Source organism: Aeromonas sp. s12, assembly GCF_040907925.1.
Taxonomy (GTDB): domain Bacteria; phylum Pseudomonadota; class Gammaproteobacteria; order Enterobacterales; family Aeromonadaceae; genus Aeromonas; species Aeromonas veronii.
Genome location: NZ_JBFOCT010000011.1, coordinates 201,676 through 223,130 on the forward strand (window position 1 = coordinate 201,676; position 21,455 = coordinate 223,130).

Genomic DNA, 21,455 nt, shown 5'->3' on the forward strand with positions numbered 1-21,455 from the left:
GCATTGCCCCCTCAAACTCTCGCTAAACTGGCCGATAATGAGCCATCATTCTCAGTGGATGCATGCTTGCCGCTAGGGTCGCAATAGCAGAAAATTCAACAAACTATAATTAGGCATAAGAACCGGTGACAGGAGTAGGGACGTGGATCTAGGCAGTCTGATAGGGATAGTGCTGGGTTTCGGGGTGGTGGTGTACGGCATGCTGCTGGGTGGCCCCATGAGCATGTATGTTGATATGCCATCGGTCTACATCACTGTATTGGGCTCAATCTTCATCGCTATGATGAAGTTCAACCTTGGCCAGTTCCTGATGGCATTCAAGGTGGCGGGCAAAGCCTTTATGTACAAGGGCGACAAGCTTGAAGACCTGATTACCAAAGCCGTTGAACTGGCTGACGCGGCTCGCAAAGGCGGCTTTCTGGCGCTGGAGGCTGCAGAGATCCCCAATGCATTTATGAAAAAAGGGATCGACATGCTGGTGGATGGTCACGATGCCGAAGTGGTGCGTGCCGTGATGGAAAAGGATATCGACCTGACAGCCGAGCGCCATGTCATTGCCATCAAGGTCTTCCGTACCCTTGGGGATCTGGGCCCTGCCATGGGGATGATAGGTACGTTGGTGGGTCTGGTGGCCATGTTGGCCAACATGAGTGACCCCAAGTCGATCGGGCCGGCGATGGCGGTGGCCTTGCTTACCACCCTGTACGGTGCGATAGAGGCCAATATGTTGGCTATCCCGATTGCCGACAAGCTGGAGCTGCGCAGCGGAGAGGAGAAGCTCAGTCGTACCCTGATCCTTGATGCCATTATGGGGATTCAGGATGGCCAGAACCCGCGGGTGATCCAGTCCATGCTGCAAAACTATCTGAACCAGTCCAAACGTAATACTGGCACCGAATAGGGGGCGCTATGTCTGATTGCAAGTGCCCACCACCAGGTCTTCCTGGTTACATGGGAACCTTTGCCGACCTGATGTCGCTGCTGATGTGCTTCTTCGTGCTATTGCTCTCCTTTGCCGAGATGGATGTGCAGAAGTTCAAGCAGATAGCCGGTTCCATGGACAAGGCATTCGGGGTACAGAACATCCTTGAGGTGAAAGATATTCCCAAGGGAACCTCGGTGATTGCCCAGGAGTTCAGGCCCGGTCGCCCGGAACCCACGCCGATTGATACCGTGATGCAGCAGACCATCGATCTGACCCAGACCGAACTGGAGTTTCTGCCCGGTGAGGCGGATCAGGCTGGTGGTCAGGACAAGAGTGATGGGAAACAGACGGGGGGCGATACCGCGCAGGATGCGAAGAAGGCACAAGAACAGTCCAATACCCTGGCCAAAGCCCTCGCCGAGCAGATGAAAGATCAGATCCAGGATGGCGCTATTGAAATTGAGGCGCTGGGCCAGCAGATCATCATCCGGATCAGGGAAAAAGCGTCGTTCCCGGCCGGTTCGGCATTTCTGCAGCCCCAGTTCTGGCCGGTCATTCGCAAGGTCGCGACCCTGCTCAAAGATGTGCCGGGTGAAATCACCATCTCCGGTCACACCGACAACGTGGCGACCGAAGATGAGCTGTTCCAGTCCAACTGGGAGTTGTCGTCGCAACGGGCGGTGGCGGTGGCGCACCAGATGCTGAAGGTCCCCGGTTTTGATCAGGGTCGACTGGTGGTGCAGGGGATGGCGGATTCCCAGCCATTGGTGCCCAATACCACCCCGGAAAATCGTCGGATGAACCGGCGGGTGGAGATCGCCATCATGCAGGGCAAACCGACCGTTTCGGCCCCCATTTCCGTACCGGAAGGGAAGTAAGCGAGGGGAATGTCGATGACGCAAGTGGGATCTGCATCAGGGGGCTGACGTGGATTTTGTGTTGGCTTCATATTAAGATGCCTCATCCGAACCGATTGCTGCGGCCTCCTTGCAGATGGCCGCAGTTTCTATTTTCAAGCAACCCAGGTTTCGACTATGAATCATACTCCGATGACTGTTCGCGGCGCTGAGAAGCTGCGCGAAGAGCTCGATTATCTCAAGACCGAGCTTCGTCCCCAGATTATCGAAGCGATTGCCGATGCCCGCGAGCACGGTGATCTGAAGGAAAACGCCGAATACCATGCCGCTCGCGAGCAGCAGGGGTTCTGTGAAGGCCGCATTCAGGAGATTGAAGCCAAGCTCTCCAATGCGCAGGTGATCGATGTCACCAAGATGACCAACAACGGCCGCGTGATTTTTGGCGCGACTGTGACTCTGCTCAAGAGCGAGACAGAGGAAGAGGTGGTTTACCGCATCGTGGGTGACGATGAGGCTGATATCAAACAGAACCTCATCTCTGTCAACTCCCCCATTGCCCGCGCCCTGATTGGCAAGGAAGTGGACGATGTCGCTATCGTCAAGACACCGGGCGGTGATGTGGAATACGAAGTACTGGAAGTCGCTTATATCTAAGCGAATGCTACAGACGATGAAACAGGGGGGCTGGCGCTCCCCTGTTTGTCTTTATCTATATGATTATTGATAAAAATCAGGACAGATACGCCTCGGTAAAGGCGTCCTGATGACGCTGAAACAGCCAGTGGCGCAGCCGTTCTATGTTGCTCTCGCTCATTTGAAAGCTCAGCGCCCAGGTGGCATGGTCGGCATTGGCTTTGATGCGCCTTACCAGTCGTCCCTGCAGTGGAAGAGGGGCCTCTTGCTCGATGCAGAGTTCGCCGTTGATGGGGGTATCGGCCACCATGTCGGTTGGCAAATTTTCCACGATGAGTCCATTGAGGGAGAGGCTGAGTACCTGAAACAGGCCCAGTTCGCTGCAAAGCTTGGCTTTTTGGGTGAGACGCCAGGCACGCGGTTGCGCAAATCCCAACTCCCTGATGACCGGTGCAGATAACCGGGGCTCGACGAAGCCATCTTCCCCTTGGGTAAAGCTCAGGGGAAAACGCAGCTGATGGCCTGCGAAGCGGGCTTCGAGTACAAGGTGTTCGGCTTTTTGCAGCAAGCCAAGCATGGGGGCATCGAGGTGACCACTCAGAACATGGGTGTCCTGATTGCTCCCCAAGTCCCGCAGCATGGCCAGCTCATCGTCGGTCAGAATAGGATGGTGAGCCATAATGCGTGTCCGGAAGTATTCATCGCAGGTTAAGGGCTTTGCGACTACTTTGGCAAGCGACTCGGGAAGAAGTGGAATAAGGAAAGAGCGATGCTCTTTCCTTTTACTTGCGGGGCAGCTGGATTTTGGGTTCGTTGGCTTGACGATAAATGGTCAGCACATGACCCATGCTTTGCACCTTGATTGAACCGGTTTCACGGACGATAGCATCCATAACCAGTTGTTTCATTTCGCGATCTTCAGAGGCAACCTTAACCTTGATCAGCTCGTGATGGTTCAGTGCCAGATCGATCTCGGCCAGTACACCTTCGGTCAGACCATGCTGACCCAGCAGGACGACAGGCTTGAGGCTATGGGCAAGGCCCTTGAGGTACTGTTTCTGTTTATTGTTGAGAATCATCGCAATTTCTTCATAAGTCAGGGTTGAAAGGGGCGTATTCTACCCCCACTTAGCCCTTAATACTAATAACCCTTGTGGTTTTTTAAAGTCGATTATCATGACCCAGAAAAAACGTTCCCCCAGTTCAACTCGCTGGTTAAAAGAACATTTCGACGATCAATACGTCAAAAAAGCCCAGAAAATGGGCCTGCGTTCTCGTGCTGTTTTCAAGATTGACGAGATCCAGGGCAAGGATCGCTTGCTGAAACATGGCATGACCGTAGTGGATTTGGGGGCAGCCCCCGGTGGTTGGTCCCAGTTTGCGGTTGAACAGGTTGGTGATTCGGGTCGCGTCATCGCATGTGACATTTTGCCGATGGATCCCATTGCCGGTGTCGATTTCCTGCAAGGGGACTTTCGGGAGGAAACTGTACTCGGCGCTTTGCTGGAGCGAGTGGGTCCCGACAAGGTCGATGTCGTGATGTCTGATATGGCGCCCAACATGAGCGGTACCCAGCAGGTGGATCAGGCTCGCGCCATGTATCTGGTCGAGCTGGCGCTGGACATGTGCAATCAGGTATTGCGTAGTGACGGCAGTTTCGTAGTGAAGGTGTTTCAGGGAGAGGGCTTTGATGCCTATCTCAATGAAATTCGTAAACTTTTCTCCGCTGTCAAAATTCGTAAACCAGACTCATCCCGCGCCAGATCACGGGAAGTCTACATTGTGGCTACCGGTTTTAAACTGTAGTACCCTAACCTTCATCGTTAACTGTCAGTCTGCGAGGTTACTGATTTGAGTGACATGGCGAAAAACTTAATCCTGTGGCTGGTCATCGCCGTCGTTTTGATGTCGGTGTTCAATAGCTTCAGCCCCAGCGATACCACCAGTCGCCAGCTGGACTATTCCAGCTTCGTTAAAGAGGTGACCCAAGAGCAGATCCGTGAAGTGCGGATGGACGGTAAGGTCATTAATGGCGTCAAGCGTACTGGTGAACGATTCACCACCATCATCCCTGCGCCGGATCCACAGCTGCTCAACGACATGCTCAATCACAATGTCAAAGTGATGGGCGAGAAGCCGGAAGAGCCGTCTCTGTTGACCTCTATCTTCATCTCCTGGTTCCCGATGCTGCTGCTGATCGGTGTCTGGGTCTTCTTCATGCGTCAGATGCAGGGCGGCGGTGGCAAAGGTGCCATGTCGTTCGGTAAGAGCAAGGCTCGCCTGATGAGCGAAGATCAGATCAAGACCACCTTTGCTGACGTTGCAGGTTGCGATGAAGCCAAGGAAGAGGTGAAGGAGCTGGTCGACTATCTGCGCGACCCGAGCAAATTCCAGAAACTGGGTGGCAAGATCCCGACCGGTGTGCTGCTGGTTGGTCCTCCCGGTACCGGTAAAACTCTGCTGGCCAAGGCCATTGCGGGCGAGGCCAAGGTGCCGTTCTTCACCATCTCCGGTTCCGATTTCGTGGAGATGTTCGTCGGTGTTGGTGCCTCCCGGGTGCGTGACATGTTCGAACAGGCCAAGAAATCTTCCCCCTGCATCATCTTCATCGATGAAATTGATGCGGTCGGTCGCCAGCGTGGCGCCGGTTTGGGTGGTGGTCACGATGAACGTGAGCAGACTCTTAACCAGATGCTGGTCGAGATGGATGGTTTTGAAGGCAATGAAGGCATCATCGTCATTGCTGCCACCAACCGTCCTGACGTACTGGATCCGGCACTGCTGCGTCCGGGCCGTTTCGACCGTCAGGTTGTGGTCGGTCTGCCTGATGTCCGTGGTCGCGAGCAGATCCTGAAAGTGCACATGCGCAAAGTTCCGCTGGCGGATGACGTCAATCCGGCACTGATTGCCCGTGGTACCCCCGGTTTCTCCGGTGCGGATTTGGCCAACCTGGTCAACGAAGCTGCCCTCTTCTCTGCCCGTGAGAGCCGCCGAGTGGTCTCCATGGCCGAGTTCGAGAAGGCGAAGGACAAGATCATGATGGGTGCGGAACGTCGCTCCATGGTGATGAAAGAGTCCGAAAAAGAGATGACTGCATATCATGAAGCCGGTCACGCCATCATTGGTCGTCTGGTTCCGGATCATGACCCGGTTTACAAGGTCTCCATCATTCCGCGCGGTCGTGCGCTGGGTGTGACCATGTATCTGCCGGAGCAGGATCGCTGGAGCCACTCCAAGCAGCATCTGGAGTCGATGATCTCCAGTCTGTATGGCGGTCGCTTGGCAGAAGAGCTGATCTACGGTGCCGAGAAGGTATCGACTGGTGCATCCAACGATATCGAGCGTGCCACCGATATCGCCCGCAAGATGGTGACCCAGTGGGGTATGTCCGAGCGTCTCGGCCCGATGCTCTACGCGGAAGAAGATGGCGAGGTGTTCCTCGGTCGCAGCATGGCCAAGGCCAAGCATATGTCCGACGATACAGCTCGCGTCATCGATGCCGAGGTCAAGCAGGTCATCGACCGCAACTACGCCCGTTCCAAGCAGATCCTGCTGGATAACATGGACGTGTTGCACAGCATGAAAGATGCGCTGATGAAGTACGAGACCATTGACGCCAAACAGATCGATGATCTGATGGCGCGTCGCGAGGTACGTGCTCCGAGCAACTGGCATGACGAGCACGGTGATACCCCGCAAGGCGGTTCCACTGTGGCTGCCGATGCCAAGCCTGCCGATGAGGCTGCACCGGTGGCGGATGTCACTATCGACAAAGCCAACGATGCTCCGGCCAAATAATTGTGACTCTCCAAACCCCGGGCTTGCCCGGGGTTTTTCTTTATCAGATGGACGTGAAAATGCAGTTAACCAGCAAGGGGCACAGCCTCTCCCTCGATCGTCCCCATGTGATGGGGATCCTCAATGTGACGCCCGACTCCTTCTCCGATGGCGGTAATTTCAACCAGTTTGAACGGGCAATGGCCCATGCGCGCCAGATGGTCTCTGACGGTGCGACCCTCATCGACATCGGTGGTGAGTCAACCCGCCCTGGTGCGCCCGATGTGAACGAGCAGGAGGAGCTGGACAGGGTCATTCCTGTTGTGGAGCAGATGGTTCGTGAGCTGGATGTGATGATCTCCCTCGATACCTCCAAAGCGGCTGTGATGCGGGAGGGTTGCAAGGCGGGTGCCCATCTGATCAACGATGTGCGGGCACTGCAAGAACCTGGAGCACTGCAAGCCGCGGCCGAAGCTCGGGTTCCGGTCTGTCTGATGCATATGCAGGGGCAGCCGAGAACCATGCAGGTCGAGCCGCACTATGAGGACCTGATCGGGGAGGTTCGCGCCTTCTTTGATGAGCGTATTGCGGCTTGTCTGGCGGTCGGGATCCGTCGTGAAGAGCTGTTGCTGGATCCGGGATATGGCTTTGGCAAAACCCTTGCACACAACTATCAGCTGTTGGCGGCTCAAAAGGAACTGCTTGATTATGGCTTGCCGCTATTGGTGGGGATGTCGCGAAAGTCTATGATAGGCAACCTGCTGGGCCGTCCGGTGGATGAGCGTCTGGCGGGCAGTCTGGCATGCGCCCTTATCGGCATGCAGCATGGGGCCCGCATCATCAGGGTACACGATGTTAGGGAGACCATGGACGCATTGCGCGTCGGTTGGCTGGCAATGACGGGACAAGATTTTATTTCCAGATAATAAAGAGAACAGACAATGGCAAGAAAGTATTTCGGTACCGATGGTGTGCGCGGCAAGGTTGGCGAATACCCGATCACCCCTGATTTTGTAATGAAATTGGGTTGGGCTGCCGGCAAGGTGCTCTCCAAGAAGGGCACCAAAAAGGTGCTGATTGGCAAAGATACCCGCATCTCCGGTTACATGCTGGAATCCGCGCTGGAAGCGGGGCTCTCTGCGGCAGGCCTCAAGGCCATTCTGATGGGACCGATGCCCACGCCGGCGGTTGCCTACCTGACTCGCACTTTCCGTGCCGAAGCTGGCATCGTCATCAGCGCTTCCCACAATCCCTTCTACGACAACGGCATCAAGTTCTTCTCCGCCGACGGCACCAAGCTGCCCGATGATGTCGAGCTGGCTATCGAAGCCGAGCTGGATCACGAGCTCAAGTGTGTCGAGTCGGCCGAACTTGGCAAAGCGGTGCGCATTGATGATGCCGCCGGTCGCTATATCGAATTCTGCAAGAGCACCTTCCCCTCCCACATGAATCTGGATGGGGTGAAAATGGTGGTCGACTGTGGCCACGGCGCCACTTACCACATTGCGCCGTCGGTTTTCCGCGAGCTGGGCGCTGAAGTTATCACCATGGGTTGTGCCCCGGATGGTCTCAACATCAACGATGGTGTCGGTTCGACTGCGCCTGACGCACTGGTTGCCAAGGTGCTGGAGTGCAAGGCTGATCTGGGGGTTGCTTTTGATGGTGATGGTGATCGTCTGATCATGGTCGACCATACCGGTTATCTCATCGACGGTGATGAAGTGCTCTATATCATCGCACGCGATGCTCTGCGCAATGGTCGCCTCAAAGGCGGTGTCGTCGGTACCCTGATGGCCAACATGGGTCTGGAGCTGGCGCTGCAAACCCTGGGTATTCCGTTTGCCCGTGCCAAGGTGGGTGACCGCTATGTGCTGGAGATGATGGAAGAGAAGGGCTGGCGTATCGGTGGCGAGAACTCCGGCCACATTATCTGTCTGGATCAAACCACTACGGGTGATGGCATCGTGGCCGCTTTGCAGGTACTTACCGCCATGCGCAGTGCCGAGATGCCGCTGGCCAAGCTGCGCTCCGGCATGAGCAAGTTCCCGCAGGTGCTGGTGAATGTTCGTTTTGCCGAAGGCAAGGATCCGCTGGCCGCTGATGCTGTCATGGCTGAGGTTGCCAAGGTGGAACAGGAGCTGGCTGGTCGTGGTCGCGTACTATTGCGTAAATCAGGTACCGAACCGCTAATCCGGGTCATGGTCGAAGGTGAGCATGAACAGCAGGTGCGTGACATGGCTCAGCGCATCGCCAAGCAGGTTGAATCGGCGTTTTAATGAACAATCAGGGCGGCTTTTTAGCCGCCCTGGTTGTATCTTGTTCAAACGATTCAAAAATTTAAAAATAGCACTTGTCAGCTGAGCATCCTCTGGATATTATCAGCCCCGCTTTCGCAAGGGAGTTGCCGATGGGACATCGCAAGCCGTTTGTAGCAGCCAACTGGAAGTTGCACGGTAGTAGGTCGCAGTTAGAGCAGTTTACGAGTCAGTGTCTGAACGGCGTTGACGGAAAAGTAGATGTGGTTCTCTGTCCTTCCCATGTGCATCTCGACTTTAGCGCTTCACTACTCAATGAGCAGAAGGTAATAAAGTTGGGGGCTCAGAATGTGAGTCAGCACGCTACTGGCGCTTACACCGGAGAAATCTCGTGTCAGATGCTGGTTGAGGCAGGGTGTCGTTACGTATTGGTAGGGCACTCCGAGCGCAGGCGTCTCTTTGGTGAGACCAGTTTTATCGTCGCAGAGAAGTTTGCGGCAGCCAGAGCGGCAGGCTTGATTCCCATCCTCTGTTTAGGTGAATCAGGTGCGGCGAGGCAGGCGAGAAGAGCCTTCGAGGTGATCGCTGAAGAGCTGGATATCGTCATAGAGAAAAATGGCGCGATGGCTTTCGATAATGCTATCATCGCCTACGAGCCGATTTGGGCTGTAGGTACAGGTAAATGCGCCACACCCGAGCAGGCACAAGAGGTTCATTCCTTTATACGTGGTCGCTTGGCGGAGGATACTCCGGTAATAGGTGAGAAAGTTAGAATCATCTATGGTGGGAGCGTAACGCCGAGCAACGCGAGAGATTTGTTTGCACAGCCCGACATTGATGGCGGACTGATTGGCGGAGCAAGCCTCGATAGCGATGCGTTTTTAGGAATTGTTGAAGCGGCAAAGGGTGCAAGTTAAATGTACGAGATTCTTTTAGTCGTTTATCTGCTGGTTTCACTAGCTCTGATTGGTCTGGTGATGATTCAGCAAGGTAAAGGGGCTGATATGGGCGCCTCCTTCGGCGCAGGGGCATCGAACACAGTATTCGGCTCCGGTGGTTCAGGCAGTTTCCTGACCAGAACAACAGCAATTTTGGCTACTCTGTTTTTCGTTATCAGCCTGGTGCTCGGCTCTATGTCCAGCAACAAGGTCAAGCAGGGTAGTGAGTGGGAAAATCTGCAACAAACCCAACAGGTTGAGCAGACCAAAGCGCCAGTGAAGAAAGATACTGACGTTCCCGAGTAAGAGTTTTGCCGTGGTGGTGGAATTGGTAGACACGCTATCTTGAGGGGGTAGTGCTCTAGGGTGTGCGGGTTCGAGTCCCGCCCACGGCACCAATTAAGCAGTGAGCTCGGGAAACCGAGTGTATTATAGCCAGTCAGTCTTGTATCGAGAGAGTGAAGTGGCTATAATCTCGCACGATTTCGGACGCGGGGTGGAGCAGCATGGTAGCTCGTCGGGCTCATAACCCGAAGGTCGTCGGTTCAAATCCGGCCCCCGCAACCAAATTTCACGCATTTCCTACGCTCAGGAAGGCGGTCGCTGCGAGGCGACAATCAGGGTAAAGCGCCAAGCCCCGATTTGACATCGGGGCTTTTTGTTATGTGCAATTTACTCTGAATCGATATCTATCTGGGCTTTATGCCCTTTTTTTGTTTTTCGGAGGGTGACTTTGGCTACGTTGGAACAACGTTTGACCGATCTGCTCGAGGCTCCGGTCGTTGCCTTGGGTTTTGAACTTTGGGGTATTGAGTTTATCCGTGCGGGTAAACACTCCACCTTGCGTGTCTATATCGACGGCGAGCAGGGTGTGACTGTCGAGAACTGTGCTGAGGTCAGCCATCAGGTTGGCGCCATCATGGACGTCGAAGATCCCATCACCGAGGAGTACTACCTCGAGGTGTCCTCCCCCGGCCTGGATCGTCCCCTGTTCAAGGTTGCCCATTTCGAAAAATACGTTGGCCAAGAGGCGGCGGTAACGCTTCGGATGGCAACAAACAACCGCCGCAAGTTCAAAGGCGTAATCAAAGCTGTGCAAGGCGACATGATCACCCTGACAGTAGATGGTAAGGACGACGTGTTGGCTTTCACCAATATCCAAAAAGCGAACATAGTGCCGAACTTTGGTTAACGAGGCTATCGGATATGAATAAAGAGATTTTGCTGGTCGTTGACGCAGTATCCAACGAGAAAGCGGTACCCCGCGAGAAGATCTTCCAGGCTCTGGAAACCGCGCTGGCGACTGCGACCAAGAAGAAATATGAAGGCGAGATTGAAGTTCGGGTTGAAATCGATCGCAAGACCGGTGACTACGACACTTATCGCCGCTGGGTAGTCATTGCGGATCAAGCCGCGATGGAGAACCCCTATGCTGAAATCACCCTGGAAGCGGCGCAGATCGATCAGCCGGAAATCCAGATCGGTGAGTATGTTGAAGACCAGATCGACTCTGTAACCTTCGACCGTATCACTACCCAGACCGCCAAGCAGGTCATCGTGCAGAAAGTGCGCGAAGCCGAGCGTTCACAAGTAGTTGATCAGTTTAAAGATAAAGAAGGCACCATCATCAGTGGTGTGGTCAAGAAGAGTAACCGCGACAACGTCATCTTGGATCTGGGCAGCAATGCTGAAGCCGTGATCTTCCGTGATGACATGCTGCCGCGTGAAACCTTCCGCCCGGGCGACCGTGTCCGTGGCCTGCTGTATGCAGTGCGTCCGGAAGCCCGTGGTTCCCAGCTGTTTGTCAGCCGTTCCAGCCCGGACTTCCTGAAAGAGCTGTTCCGTATCGAAGTACCGGAGATCGGTGAAGAGATGATCGAAATCATGGGCGCTGCCCGTGATCCGGGTTCCCGCGCCAAGATCGCGGTGAAGACCAACGATCGTCGCATCGACCCGATCGGTGCCTGTATCGGTATGCGTGGTGCCCGTGTGCAAGCTGTCTCCGCCGAGCTGAGCGGTGAGCGTGCAGACATCGTGCTGTACGATGACAACCCGGCCCAGTACGTGATCAATGCCATGGCACCTGCCGATGTGGCTTCCATCATCGTTGATGAAGACAACCACACCATGGATATCGCCGTGGAAGCTGCCAACCTGGCTCAGGCCATCGGTCGCAATGGTCAGAACGTGCGTCTGGCCTCCCAGCTGACCGGTTGGGAGCTGAACGTGATGACCGTTGAGGACATGCGTGCCAAGCACCAGGCCGAAAACGACCGCATCATGAACCTGTTCACCAGCACCCTGGACATCGACGACGATTTCGCCGGTCTGCTGATGGAAGAGGGCTTCTCTACCCTGGAAGAGATCGCCTTTGTACCGGTCAACGAGCTGCTGGCTATCGACGGTCTGGATGAAGACATGGTCGAAGAGCTGCGCAAGCGCGCCAAAGATGCCCTGACTACCAAGGCACTGGCCAAAGAAGAGTCTTTCGATGGCGTAGAGCCGTCCGAAGAGCTGCTCAATCTGAACGGTCTGAGCCGCGAACTGGCTTACGCTCTGGCGGGCCGTGGCGTGGGCACCCTGGAAGATTTGGCTGAGCAAGGTATCGATGACCTTGCTGATATTGAAGGGCTGACTGCCGAGAAGGCAGGTGAGCTCATTATGGCTGCTCGCAATATCTGTTGGTTCGGAGAAGAGCAGTCCGAGTAAGATCAAACGGAGGAAAATGAATGGCAGAAGTATCAGTCAAACAACTTGCCACTGACATCGACACACCGGTTGATCGTCTTCTCCAGCAGTTTGTCGATGCCGGTATCAGCAAGAGCAAGGCCGACGACATGGTCAGCGAGTCTGAGAAACAGGCTCTGCTGGCACACCTGAAGAAACAGCATGGAGGTGACGAGATCGCCGCTCCTGCCCGCATGACCTTGCAGCGCAAGACCAAGAGCACCATTAGTGTTCAGGGGACTGGCGGCAAGAACAAGGAAGTGCAGGTAGAAGTGCGCAAGTCTCGCACCTATGTAAGACGCTCGGCGCTGGAAGATGAACAGCGTCAGGCGGAAGCCGAGGAAACAGCGCGTTTGGAAGCAGAAGAAAAAGCTCGTCGCGAGGCCGAAGAGAAGGCTCGCCTCGAAGCTGAAGAGAAGGCTCGCCGTGAGGCTGAGCAAGCTCGTCGTGAAGCTGAGGAAAAGGCGCGGATCGAGGCACAATCAAAGGCTCGACAGGCTTCACAGCCCGCCAAAGCAGCCAGTAGCACAGCTCAGCAAGAGGCAGAAAAGATGGCCAAGCGCGAAGCAGAAGAACTGAAGCGCCAACAGGAACAAACAGCTTTGAAAAAAGCTGAAGAACTCGCCGCGAAGAAAGCCGAAGAGGCTCGTCTCATGGCGGAACAGAACGCAGCCCGCTGGGCCGAAGAAGAGGCCGCTCGCGCCAAAGAGAGCAGCGACTACCATCTGACCACCAACAAGCATGCGCAAGCCGCAGAAGACGAGTTGGATCGGAAAGAAGAGACCAGCCGCCGCACTGCCGCAGCTGCCAAGGCACCGAAGAAAGCCGGTCGTCGTGAAGATGATCGCGACTCTCGCAACCCGCGTGCCCGCAAAGGCAAGCGCGGCAAGGTCGCCATGCCGAACGCCATGAAGCACGGCTTCAACAAGCCGGCTGCCGTGGTGAACCGCGACGTCGTCATCGGCGAGACCATCACTGTGGCCGAGCTGGCCAACAAGATGGCCGTCAAGGGCGTTGAAGTCATCAAGGTGATGATGAAGATGGGGGCCATGGCCACCATCAACCAGGTGATCGACCAGGAGACCGCTCAGCTGGTCGCCGAGGAGATGGGTCACAAGGTTGTGCTGCGTCGTGAGAACGAGCTGGAAGAGGCGGTACTGTCCGATCGTGACGAGACCTCCGAAGCCAAGCCGCGCGCACCGGTCGTAACCATCATGGGTCACGTTGACCACGGTAAGACCTCGCTGCTCGACTACATTCGTAAAGCCAAGGTTGCTGCTGGCGAAGCCGGTGGTATTACCCAGCATATCGGTGCTTACCACGTCCAGACTGACAGTGGCATGATCACCTTCCTAGATACCCCGGGTCACGCGGCGTTTACCTCCATGCGTGCTCGTGGTGCCAAGGCGACCGATATCGTTGTTCTGGTTGTTGCAGCTGACGACGGCGTGATGCCGCAAACCATCGAAGCTATCCAGCACGCCAAGGCTGCCGGTGTGCCGCTGGTTGTTGCGGTCAACAAGATCGACAAGCCGGAAGCGGATCCGGATCGCGTCAAGACCGAACTGGCCCGTTACAACGTCATGTCCGAAGATTGGGGTGGAGACTGCCAGTTCGTGCACGTGTCCGCCAAGTCTGGCGAAGGCATCGACGACCTGCTGGAAGCCATCCTGATCCAGGCTGAAGTTCTGGAGCTGAAAGCGGTGGTTGATGGCATGGCCAACGGCGTCGTGATCGAATCCTTCCTGGATAAAGGTCGTGGTCCGGTTGCGACCGTACTGGTACAAGAAGGTACTCTGCGTCAGGGCGACATCGTTCTGTGTGGTCTCGAGTACGGCCGTGTTCGCGCCATGCGTGACGAACTGGGTCGCGAGATCAAGGAAGCGGGTCCGTCCCTGCCGGTGGAAATTCTGGGTCTGTCCGGCGTTCCCTCTGCCGGTGACGAAGCCACCGTTGTCCGTGACGAGAAGAAAGCCCGTGAAGTGGCGCTCTATCGTCAGGGCAAGTTCCGCGAAGTCAAGCTGGCTCGCCAGCAGAAGGCCAAGCTGGAAAACATGTTCGCCAACATGACCGAAGGCGAAGTGTCCGAAGTGAACGTGGTGATCAAGGCCGACGTACAAGGTTCTGTGGAAGCGATCTGTGATGCGCTGGTCAAACTCTCCACCGACGAAGTGAAGGTGAAGATTGTGGGTTCCGGCGTAGGTGGTATCACCGAAACCGATGCGACCTTGGCTGCTGCTTCCAGCGCCATCCTGGTTGGTTTCAACGTCCGTGCCGACGCATCTGCGCGCAAGGTCATCGAATCCGAGAGCCTGGATCTGCGTTACTACTCCGTCATCTATGACCTGATCGACGAAGTGAAGCAGGCCATGAGCGGCAAGCTGGCCCCTGAGTATCGTCAGGAGATCATCGGTCTGGCCGAAGTGCGCAGCGTCTTCAAGTCTCCGAAGTTCGGCGCCGTTGCCGGCTGTATGGTTACCGAAGGTGTGGTCAAGCGTTCCAACCGTATCCGCGTTCTGCGTGACAACGTGGTTATCTATGAAGGCGAGCTGGAATCCCTGCGCCGCTTCAAGGATGACGTCAACGAAGTTCGCAACGGCTACGAGTGTGGTATCGCGGTCAAGAACTACAACGACGTGCGCGAAGGCGACCAGATCGAAGTTTACGAGACTGTTGAAATCCAACGGACTCTGTAAGCCGAGAGTTAGACAAAATAGGGGGCCGCGGCCCCCTTTTATCGCAGGATAGAATATGGCCAGAGAATTCAGCCGGACCCGTCGGGTCGGACAGCAGATCCAGCGTGAAATCGCGCTGATCCTGCAGCGCGAGGTGAAAGACCCGCGCATCGGCATGGTGACTGTTTCCGATGTGGAAGTGTCCCGTGACCTCAACTATGCCAAGATTTACGTCACCTTCTTGCAGCTGGAAAATGATGCCGAGCGCATCAAGGAAGGCTTGCAGGGTCTGACCGAAGCAGCCGGATATATCCGTAGTCTGCTGGGCAGTGCCATGCGTCTGCGCGTGGTGCCCGAGCTGCGTTTCTACTACGACCAGACCCTGGTCGAGGGGATGCGTCTCTCCAACCTGGTGACCAACACTGTGCGTGAAGACAAGCGTCGCATGGCCGAATCCGGCCGTGATGAAGAAGCTGAATCCGCACCGGATGACACGACTGAGGATAAAGCCTGAGATGACCCGAAGACGTCGTTTCAAGGGCCGTGATGTGCACGGCATTCTGCTGCTGGACAAGCCGACCGGCCTGACCTCCAACGATGTGTTGCAGAAGGTCAAGCGCATCTACAATGCCGCCAAGGCCGGTCACACCGGCGCACTGGATCCGCTGGCGACCGGTATGCTGCCGATCTGCCTCGGCGAGGCCACCAAGTTCTCCCAGTATTTGCTGGAAGCGGACAAGCGCTATGAGGTGACCGCCAAACTGGGCGAGCGCACCAACACCAGCGACTCTGATGGTGAGGTGGTCTCCACCCGTCCGGTGAACGTGGCTGTCGGTACCCTGATCGAGGCGCTGGACCAGTTCCGTGGCCCCATCATGCAGGTGCCCTCCATGTACTCCGCGCTCAAGCACAACGGCCGTCCGCTCTACGAGTATGCCCGCGAAGGCATCGAGATCGAGCGAGAAGCCCGTCCCATAACCGTATTCGAGCTCAAACTGCTGAGCTTTGAAGGTGATGAAGTGCGCCTTGAAGTGCACTGCAGCAAGGGCACCTACATCCGCTCTCTGGTGGATGATCTGGGTGAAGTGCTGGGCTGTGGTGCCCACGTGACCCAGTTGCGCCGTACCCAGGTGGCCAGCTATCCGTACGAGCGGATGCTGACTCTGGAGCAACTCGAGTGCATCTTCGAGCAGGCCAAGGCCGAGAGCATCCCGCCGCGCGAGCAGCTGGATCCGCTGTTGCTGCCGATGGACACCGCCGTAGCAAGTTTGCCCGAGGTGAACATGCTGGCGGTTGTGGCTGCCTATGTGAATCAGGGCCAGGCCGTGCAGGTAGCGGGTGCGCCGCAAAGCGGTCAGGTTCGCATGACGGTCGGCCCGGAGCGCGAGTTCATCGGGGTTGGCGAGATTGATGATGATGGCCGCGTCGCTCCCAAGCGACTGGTGCGTTATCACGACGAGGAGTGATCCTCAGGCGGTATCAGGGCGTCTTTCCCGTTTCGCCTCTTTATCGTTGCGAAAAGGGGCGGGGACGATTATGATACCGCCCTCATTTCACGGCTGAATTAGAGATTGGCTGTGAACCTTTAAACACTCTACTGGAGTATTACCATGTCTCTAAATGCTGAGATCAAAGCTCAAATCGTTGCTGACAACGCTCGTTGCGCCAACGACACCGGTTCCCCCGAAGTGCAAGTTGCCCTGCTGACTGCCCAGATCAACCATCTGCAAGGTCACTTCAAAGAGCACTCCAAGGACCACCACGGTCGTCGCGGTCTGCTGCGCATGGTTTCCCAGCGTCGTAAGCTGCTGGACTACCTGAAGCGTAAAGATTCCGAGCGTTATGCTGCTCTGATCGCCAAGCTGGGTCTGCGTCGTTAATCGACCATCAGATTTCGCGAAAAAGGGGAACCGTCAGGTTCCCCTTTTTTATTGCTCTTCAAGCCGTTGCCTGCTTCACAGAATTCGCGTCGCCGCTTACCTTTTGCATCGAATCAAGTATACTTGTGCGCGAATTTAAAGAGCCAAATTGTAAAAAGGAAATTCACGTGAATCCTATTGTAAAGTCATTCCAGTACGGTCAACACACCGTCACTCTGGAAACCGGTGTGATGGCCCGTCAAGCCACTGCGGCCGTTATGGTCAGCATGGACGATACCTGCGTATTTGTGACCGTAGTCGGCAAGAAAGAGGCCGATCACGGCCGTGATTTCTTCCCGCTGACCGTCAACTACCAGGAGCGTACCTATGCTGCTGGTCGTATCCCGGGTGGTTTCTTCCGTCGTGAAGGCCGTCCGAGCGAAGGCGAGACCCTCATCTCCCGTCTGATCGACCGTCCTATTCGTCCGCTGTTCCCGGAAGGCTTCCTCAATGAGGTTCAGGTCGTTGCGACCGTCATGTCCGTGAATCCGGCCGTATCCCCCGACATCGTTGCCATGATCGGTGCCTCTGCTGCACTGGCCATCTCCGGTATCCCGTTTGGCGGCCCGATCGGTGCTGCTCGCGTGGGTTACATGAACGGTCAGTATGTGCTGAACCCGACCACCACCGAACTGCCGCAGAGCGATCTGGATCTGGTGGTTGCCGGTACTGCCAACGCGGTACTGATGGTTGAGTCCGAAGCGGCCATCCTTTCCGAAGAGGTAATGCTGGGTGCCGTTGTGTACGGTCACGAGCAGATGCAGACCGTGATCAATGCGATCAACGAGTTTGCCGCTGCCGTCGGCACCAAGCCGTGGGACTGGACTCCGCCTGCCGTCAACGAAGCTCTGAAAGCCAAGGTTGCCGAGCTGGCGAGCGCCGAACTGGGTGAAGCCTACCGCATCACCGAGAAGGCTGTTCGTTACGAAACCATCGCGGCCATCAAGGGTCGTGTGGTTGAGCAAGTTATCGCTTCCGGTGTGGAAGAAGATGCCAAGAAGATCGGCGAAGAGTTCCACAGCCTGGAAAGCCGCATCGTTCGTGGTCGCGTAGTACGTGGTGAGCCGCGTATCGATGGTCGCGATCCGGAAATGATTCGCGCCCTGAGCGTAGGTACCGGTATTCTGCCCCGTGCTCACGGCTCTGCCCTGTTCACCCGTGGTGAAACTCAGGCCATCGTGGTCGCCACTCTGGGGACCGAGCGTGATGCCCAGAACATCGACGAGCTGACCGGCAACCGTGCCGATCGTTTCATGCTGCACTACAACTTCCCGCCATACTGTGTCGGTGAGACCGGCATGATGGGTAGCCCGAAGCGTCGTGAAATCGGTCACGGCCGTCTGGCCAAGCGCGGCGTTGCTGCCGTGATGCCGAGCGCCGCCGAGTTCCCGTACGTGGTGCGCGTGGTCTCTGAAATCACCGAATCCAACGGCTCCTCCTCCATGGCGTCTGTTTGTGGTTCCTCTCTGGCGCTGATGGATGCCGGTGTGCCGATCAAGGCCTCCGTTGCCGGTATCGCCATGGGTCTGGTGAAGGAAGAAGAAGGTTTCGTCGTGCTGTCCGACATCCTGGGTGACGAAGATCACCTGGGCGACATGGACTTCAAAGTAGCCGGTACCACCGAAGGTGTGACCGCGCTGCAGATGGACATCAAGATCGAAGGCATCACCAAAGAGATCATGGAGATTGCGCTGAAGCAAGCTCGTGGCGCTCGTCTGCACATCCTGAAAGTGATGGATGAAGCTATCCAGGCTCCGCGTGCCCAGATCTCCGATTTTGCACCGCGTATCCACACCATCAAGATCAATCCTGAGAAGATCAAGGACGTGATCGGTAAGGGTGGTTCCGTGATCCGTGCGCTGACCGAAGAGACCGGCACCAACATCGAGCTGGATGATGACGGTACTGTACGTATCTCCGCCGTGGCCAACGAAGCCGCCATGGAAGCGATCCGTCGCATCGAGGCTATCACCGCCGAGATCGAAGTGAACCGCATCTATGAAGGTAAAGTTGTTCGTCTGGCCGATTTCGGTGCATTCGTCAACATTCTGCCGGGCAAAGATGGTCTGGTACACATCTCCCAGATCACCGATGCTCGCGTGCAGAACGTGGCTGACCACCTGACAATCGGTGACGTGGTCAAGGTGAAGGTACTGGAAGTGGACCGTCAGGGCCGTGTACGTCTCTCCATCAAGGAAGCGAACGCCCCGACCGAAGCAGCTGCACCTGCTGCTGACGCCGCTCCGGCCGCTGAAGAAGCGCCTGCTGCAGAGTAATCTACTCGCCTGATACCGGATTGGTTCCGGTTGATGTAAAAAGTCCGGCTCCCCAATGGGAGCCGGACTTTTTTATGGGCAAAACGCGCGATAAGGGATTACTTGCCGAGGATGGCGTACTGCATCTCTTGTAAGGGGAGCACATGGCGGGCGGCTCCCAGCTTGATCGCCTCCTTGGGCATGCCAAAGACCACGCAGGATGCCTCATCCTGGGCATACGTGTTGGCACCCGCATCCAGCATCTCGCGCAATCCCCGGGCTCCGTCATCCCCCATGCCGGTCATGATGATGCCGGTGGCATTCTTGCCGGCATATTTTGCAACGGAGCGAAACAGCACATCCACCGAGGGGCGATGGCGGTTGATAAGCGGCCCGTCGACTACCTCGACGTGATAGTAGGCACCGCTGCGTTTGAGCAGCATATGCTTGCCGCCGGGGGCAATCAGCGCCAACCCCGGTATCACCCGGTCATTGTTTCTCGCCTCCCGTACTTCTATCTGGCAGACCCCGTTCAGGCGTTCGGCAAACATGGCGGTAAATTTTTCCGGCATGTGCTGCACGATGACAATGCCGGGGCTGACCCGGGGCAAGGCAGTCAGCACGGCTTCCAGCGCCTGGGTGCCGCCGGTCGAGGTGCCGATGGCGATGAGCCGCTCTGTGGTTTGTGCCATGGCGTGCTGGTTGGGCGCCAGCATGGCATCCGCGTTGAGTTTGGTGCTGACCGGCACAGATGAGGGCTTGCCCACGCGCTTGAGGTTGGCCTGGGCCGCAGCACGTACCGCCATCGCCAGGTCGTGGGCAGATTCTTGCAGAAAGCTTTTTATCCCCATGGTCGGTTTGGTGATGATGTCCACCGCGCCGGCAGCCATTGCCTGCAGGGTGGTCTCGGCCCCCTTTTCGGTGAGGGAGGAGCAGATCACCACCGGGGTGGGATGCTCTGCCATGATCTTGGTGAGAAAAGTGATGCCATCCATACGGGGCATCTCCACATCGAGCACGATAACGTCAGGCCACTCTTTCTTCAGTTTTTCCTGTGCAAACAGGGGATCCGATGCCGTGGCGATCACCCGGATATCAGGCTCCTGCTCCAGCACTGCTTGCAATACCTGTCTGACCACGGCGGAATCATCCACCAGCATGACCCGGATCTGCTTCATTCTCGCGACTCCCGTTGATGTGGCAGACGATGATGGCGGAGCCAGACACTGCCGTTGCTGAGCTCAAAGAGCAAGCTTCGGTGGCCGCTATGGCCAAGATGATGAGCCTTGATATCAAGGCCAAGGTGTCGGGTCAGCTGCCAGGCTGCCTGAATATTTTTGGCGGCGACATTGTTGTCGCTCTGTGCGTATTGAGGCTCGGTAAACATGTTGCCACCCCCGAACAACTTGGCCTCATATTCATGGATAGGGGCGGGATAGTGACTGGCCGCTTGCAGCAGCAAGGCGAGGGCCTCATCGGCATAGCGCCCATCCAGCTTGGTTGAGGGATTGCGCCGACTTGGCAGCATGTAGTGACACATTCCTCCCTGTTTCTGCTCCGGATGCCACAATGTGATGGCAATACAGGAGCCCAGTACGGTTCTGACCACCACATCCTCCTTGCCAAAGAAGAGCTCTCCTGGTTGCAGGATCACCTCCCGTGCCATGACTTATCTCTTCTGATAGATGGAAGGAGAGACAAGCTGCAGGCCGTGGTGCAGGCCATGTAGGCTCTCGGCGTGGCTCACCAGCAGGTAGCCACCGGGTTTGAGTCTGGGTACCAGCCGCTGCAAAACTTGCCCTTTGGTCTCCTTGTTGAAGTAGATCATCACGTTTCTGATGAAGATGACGTCAAACATGCCGATGTCTGGCAGATCCTGATTGAGGTTGATCTGCATGAACTGCACCTTGTCCCGCAACTTGCGATCGATGATGAAGATGCCCTCCTGCAGGCCCACACCCTTGAGGCAATATTTCATCAAAAAGGGCAGTGGAATATTTTGCGCCCGCTCGATGGGGTAGCGACCGCTCATCGCCTGTTCCAGTACCCGGGACGAGATATCGGAGGCCAGGATCTCCCAGTTGAAGGTGCTGCGTTTTTCCGCGAGGGTCATGGCCAGACTGTAGGGCTCCTCGCCAGATGAACTGGCGGCACTCCAGACTCGCAGCGATTGCTCTGGCGGGAGGGTTGAGACTATCTCCCGCGTCAGAAACTCGAAGTGTTTGGGCTCCCTGAAAAAGTAGGTTTCGTTGGTGGTAAGGAGATCGAGCGCCAGCTGCAGTTCGCTGCTGCGATCGTTCATGATGAGCTGGAAGTAGTCGTCATAACTATCCAGCTCATAGTGGCAGAGTCGCTTCGCCAGGCGGCTGGCTACCAGCGCCTTCTTGGCCGGAGACAGCTCTATCCCCGCCGTTTGATGAAGCCAGCGTTGGAAACGGGAGAACTCATCATCATGCAGCTGGGTTTGATACAAAAACTATCCCTCTACCTGTGT

At 56.2% G+C, this 21,455-nt stretch carries 21 protein-coding genes and 2 tRNA genes; 18 read left to right on the forward strand and 5 right to left on the reverse strand.

The features are described from left to right. The first annotated feature begins 142 nt into the window (after window positions 1–142). The 3 genes from pomA (at window position 143) to greA (ending at window position 2,436) form a co-directional block, all read left to right on the forward strand. Window positions 143–901: a flagellar motor protein PomA gene (pomA, locus tag AB5Y67_RS04900; protein WP_005349525.1), complete on the forward strand. Its 759-nt coding sequence runs from the start codon at window positions 143–145 to the stop codon at window positions 899–901. Window positions 902–909: 8 nt separating this feature from the next. Beyond that, on the forward strand, window positions 910–1,803 hold the full coding sequence (locus AB5Y67_RS04905; protein WP_139405724.1) for a flagellar motor protein MotB: 894 nt from the start codon (window positions 910–912) through the stop codon (window positions 1,801–1,803). 156 nt (window positions 1,804–1,959) lie between these two features. Then, entirely contained in the window at window positions 1,960–2,436 is a 477-nt protein-coding gene (greA, locus tag AB5Y67_RS04910; protein WP_005338833.1) for a transcription elongation factor GreA, read from the forward strand. 76 nt (window positions 2,437–2,512) lie between these two features. On the opposite strand, the gene AB5Y67_RS04915 is transcribed toward greA, so the two are convergent. Together AB5Y67_RS04915 and yhbY are read right to left on the reverse strand one after the other, a co-directional pair. Further along, complete coding sequence (locus AB5Y67_RS04915; RefSeq protein ID WP_043822834.1) at window positions 2,513–3,094, reverse strand: hypothetical protein; 582 nt, start codon at window positions 3,092–3,094, stop codon at window positions 2,513–2,515. Window positions 3,095–3,197: 103 nt separating this feature from the next. Next, window positions 3,198–3,494: a ribosome assembly RNA-binding protein YhbY gene (gene yhbY, locus AB5Y67_RS04920; RefSeq protein WP_005338829.1), complete on the reverse strand. Its 297-nt coding sequence runs from the start codon at window positions 3,492–3,494 to the stop codon at window positions 3,198–3,200. Window positions 3,495–3,591: 97 nt separating this feature from the next. Here yhbY and rlmE point away from each other — a divergent pair, with 97 nt between their 5' ends. From rlmE to pnp, 15 genes are all read left to right on the forward strand, one after another. After that, on the forward strand, window positions 3,592–4,221 hold the full coding sequence (gene rlmE, locus AB5Y67_RS04925; RefSeq protein ID WP_005338828.1) for a 23S rRNA (uridine(2552)-2'-O)-methyltransferase RlmE: 630 nt from the start codon (window positions 3,592–3,594) through the stop codon (window positions 4,219–4,221). Between the two features lie 45 nt (window positions 4,222–4,266). Continuing rightward, window positions 4,267–6,213: an ATP-dependent zinc metalloprotease FtsH gene (gene ftsH, locus AB5Y67_RS04930; protein ID WP_149153495.1), complete on the forward strand. Its 1,947-nt coding sequence runs from the start codon at window positions 4,267–4,269 to the stop codon at window positions 6,211–6,213. Between the two features lie 59 nt (window positions 6,214–6,272). Continuing rightward, complete coding sequence (gene folP / locus AB5Y67_RS04935) at window positions 6,273–7,118, forward strand: dihydropteroate synthase (protein WP_199427590.1); 846 nt, start codon at window positions 6,273–6,275, stop codon at window positions 7,116–7,118. A gap of 15 nt (window positions 7,119–7,133) precedes the next feature. Next, window positions 7,134–8,468 carry a phosphoglucosamine mutase gene (gene glmM / locus AB5Y67_RS04940; protein ID WP_005338823.1) on the forward strand — a complete coding sequence of 445 codons (1,335 nt, stop codon included), beginning with the start codon at window positions 7,134–7,136 and terminating at the stop codon, window positions 8,466–8,468. Window positions 8,469–8,599: 131 nt separating this feature from the next. Next, on the forward strand, window positions 8,600–9,364 hold the full coding sequence (tpiA, locus tag AB5Y67_RS04945) for a triose-phosphate isomerase (RefSeq protein ID WP_043822828.1): 765 nt from the start codon (window positions 8,600–8,602) through the stop codon (window positions 9,362–9,364). Further along, window positions 9,365–9,691: a preprotein translocase subunit SecG gene (secG, locus tag AB5Y67_RS04950; protein WP_005338811.1), complete on the forward strand. Its 327-nt coding sequence runs from the start codon at window positions 9,365–9,367 to the stop codon at window positions 9,689–9,691. It abuts the gene before it with no gap. A 7-nt stretch (window positions 9,692–9,698) separates the two neighbouring features. Next, window positions 9,699–9,783, forward strand: a tRNA-Leu gene (locus AB5Y67_RS04955). Window positions 9,784–9,875: 92 nt separating this feature from the next. Continuing rightward, window positions 9,876–9,952: transfer RNA gene (locus tag AB5Y67_RS04960), tRNA-Met, on the forward strand. 166 nt (window positions 9,953–10,118) lie between these two features. Continuing rightward, window positions 10,119–10,577 (forward strand): ribosome maturation factor RimP, encoded by a 459-nt coding sequence (rimP, locus tag AB5Y67_RS04965; protein WP_005338809.1) that lies wholly within the window; start codon window positions 10,119–10,121, stop codon window positions 10,575–10,577. Between the two features lie 14 nt (window positions 10,578–10,591). Continuing rightward, entirely contained in the window at window positions 10,592–12,094 is a 1,503-nt protein-coding gene (gene nusA / locus AB5Y67_RS04970; RefSeq protein WP_005338808.1) for a transcription termination factor NusA, read from the forward strand. A gap of 20 nt (window positions 12,095–12,114) precedes the next feature. Beyond that, entirely contained in the window at window positions 12,115–14,808 is a 2,694-nt protein-coding gene (infB, locus tag AB5Y67_RS04975; protein WP_199427591.1) for a translation initiation factor IF-2, read from the forward strand. A 55-nt stretch (window positions 14,809–14,863) separates the two neighbouring features. Next, window positions 14,864–15,301: a 30S ribosome-binding factor RbfA gene (gene rbfA, locus AB5Y67_RS04980; protein WP_005338799.1), complete on the forward strand. Its 438-nt coding sequence runs from the start codon at window positions 14,864–14,866 to the stop codon at window positions 15,299–15,301. Between the two features lies 1 nt (window position 15,302). Further along, the gene (gene truB / locus AB5Y67_RS04985; RefSeq protein WP_005338798.1) at window positions 15,303–16,253 is read left to right on the forward strand and encodes a tRNA pseudouridine(55) synthase TruB; all 951 of its coding nucleotides are present in this window, start codon (window positions 15,303–15,305) and stop codon (window positions 16,251–16,253) included. Window positions 16,254–16,397: 144 nt separating this feature from the next. Beyond that, a complete protein-coding gene (rpsO, locus tag AB5Y67_RS04990) occupies window positions 16,398–16,667 on the forward strand; it encodes a 30S ribosomal protein S15 (RefSeq protein ID WP_005338797.1) in 270 nt (89 codons plus the stop codon). Window positions 16,668–16,834: 167 nt separating this feature from the next. After that, window positions 16,835–18,982: a polyribonucleotide nucleotidyltransferase gene (gene pnp / locus AB5Y67_RS04995; protein WP_005338796.1), complete on the forward strand. Its 2,148-nt coding sequence runs from the start codon at window positions 16,835–16,837 to the stop codon at window positions 18,980–18,982. 98 nt (window positions 18,983–19,080) lie between these two features. On the opposite strand, the gene AB5Y67_RS05000 is transcribed toward pnp, so the two are convergent. From AB5Y67_RS05000 to AB5Y67_RS05010, 3 genes are read right to left on the reverse strand one after another with little or no spacing between them, the layout of a single operon-like run. Further along, the gene (locus AB5Y67_RS05000; protein ID WP_005338795.1) at window positions 19,081–20,139 is read right to left on the reverse strand and encodes a chemotaxis response regulator protein-glutamate methylesterase; all 1,059 of its coding nucleotides are present in this window, start codon (window positions 20,137–20,139) and stop codon (window positions 19,081–19,083) included. Continuing rightward, the gene (gene cheD, locus AB5Y67_RS05005) at window positions 20,136–20,627 is read right to left on the reverse strand and encodes a chemoreceptor glutamine deamidase CheD (protein WP_064338650.1); all 492 of its coding nucleotides are present in this window, start codon (window positions 20,625–20,627) and stop codon (window positions 20,136–20,138) included. Before cheD ends, AB5Y67_RS05000 begins: the two co-directional genes overlap by 4 nt. A 3-nt stretch (window positions 20,628–20,630) precedes the next feature. Next, the gene (locus tag AB5Y67_RS05010) at window positions 20,631–21,434 is read right to left on the reverse strand and encodes a protein-glutamate O-methyltransferase CheR (RefSeq protein ID WP_064338649.1); all 804 of its coding nucleotides are present in this window, start codon (window positions 21,432–21,434) and stop codon (window positions 20,631–20,633) included. Window positions 21,435–21,455 lie beyond the last annotated feature (21 nt).